General features: G+C 42.6%; 2 protein-coding genes. Both read right to left on the bottom strand.

Translation table 11 applies throughout. From position 1 onward, the window contains the following. Positions 1-142: 142 nt before the first annotated feature. The gene (gene minE, locus A3756_RS18860; RefSeq protein WP_068513820.1) at positions 143-394 is read right to left on the bottom strand and encodes a cell division topological specificity factor MinE; all 252 of its coding nucleotides are present in this window, start codon (positions 392-394) and stop codon (positions 143-145) included. Further along, on the bottom strand, positions 391-1212 hold the full coding sequence (minD, locus tag A3756_RS18855; protein ID WP_068554293.1) for a septum site-determining protein MinD: 822 nt from the start codon (positions 1210-1212) through the stop codon (positions 391-393). Before minD ends, minE begins: the two co-directional genes overlap by 4 nt. Between the last annotated feature and the right edge of the window lie 104 nt (positions 1213-1316).

The following is a 1316-nucleotide window of genomic DNA, read 5'->3' as shown; positions in this document are numbered from 1 at the left end:
GTGTGGAGTCATAATGTCGCGAGCGTAGAGTTTATTTAGCTTTCCTGAAGTGGTGTTGCCAGTGTTCATGCTATGGGGTCATTCCTTTACTTAAATTCTACAGTAGTAACTTAAAAAAAAGACCTCCGAAGAGGTCTTGGTCTTAATCTTCTGGAAGTGTAACGTTTAGTTCCAGAATTGAGCAATCATCGTTTTTATCTAGCTGTACCTGAACTTGTTCTTGATCGACAGGTACATATTTTCTTATCACCTCGAGAATCTCTTGTTGGAGCTGAGGTAAATAATCAGGTTGTTCACGTTTACCTCGTTCATGTGCGACGATGATTTGTAAACGTTCTTTAGCGATTGATGCAGTGTTCTTTTTGCTGCTTTTAAAGTAATCGAAAAAACTCATGCTGTTGTAGACCCCTTAAACATACGTTTAAAGAAGCCCTTTTTCTCTGTTTGCAAGAAGCGATGAGGCAGCTCGTTACCTAGCAGTCTCTCTACAGCATCCGAGTAGGCTTGTCCGGCATTGCTTTCTTGGTCGTGAATAACAGGAACCCCTTGGTTTGAAGAGGATAGTACTGCCTGAGACTCAGGTATAACGCCTAGTAGTTTCACGGCCAGAATATCTTTTACATCTTCTACATTAAGCATTTCGCCTCTATCGACTCGCTCTGGGTTATAGCGAGTTAGTAGCAGGTGCTCTTTGACGGGTTCTAGTCCTTGCTCGGCACGTCGAGATTTACTGTTCAGGATACCAAGGATTCGGTCAGAATCCCTGACTGAAGATACTTCAGGGTTTGTGACGATAATCGCTTCATCGGCAAAATACAGAGCCATCTGTGCGCCGTGTTCAATACCGGCAGGTGAGTCACAGATAATGAAGTCGAAAGTCTTGGCAAGTTCAGATAGAACTTTTTCAACACCATCTTCGGATAGGGCATCTTTATCACGAGTCTGAGACGCTGGCAGGATGTACAGATTTTCAACCTGCTTATCCTTGATAAGTGCTTGTTTAAGTGTCGCTTCGCCATTGATGACATTTACGAAATCGTAAACGACGCGTCGTTCACAGTTCATAATTAAGTCCAGATTTCGTAGACCTACATCAAAATCAATGACTACTGTTTTTTTGCCCTTAAGGGCCAGACCTGTTGATATGGACGCGCTAGTGGTGGTTTTACCTACGCCGCCTTTTCCAGAAGTTATGACAATCGTCTTAGCCAATTTTATATCCCGTCTTACTAATTGTGTGTCGTTAAAAGGTTACGGTACAGCTTTGTTATTTGTATTCGGAAGTCCTTTGTAAGTGCTGTAATCCAGATCCGTTT

The sequence above is a fragment of the Oleiphilus sp. HI0086 genome, assembly GCF_001635225.1.
Note: the sequence above shows the minus strand (reverse complement) of the source record. Positions and strands in the feature narration are given on the sequence as shown.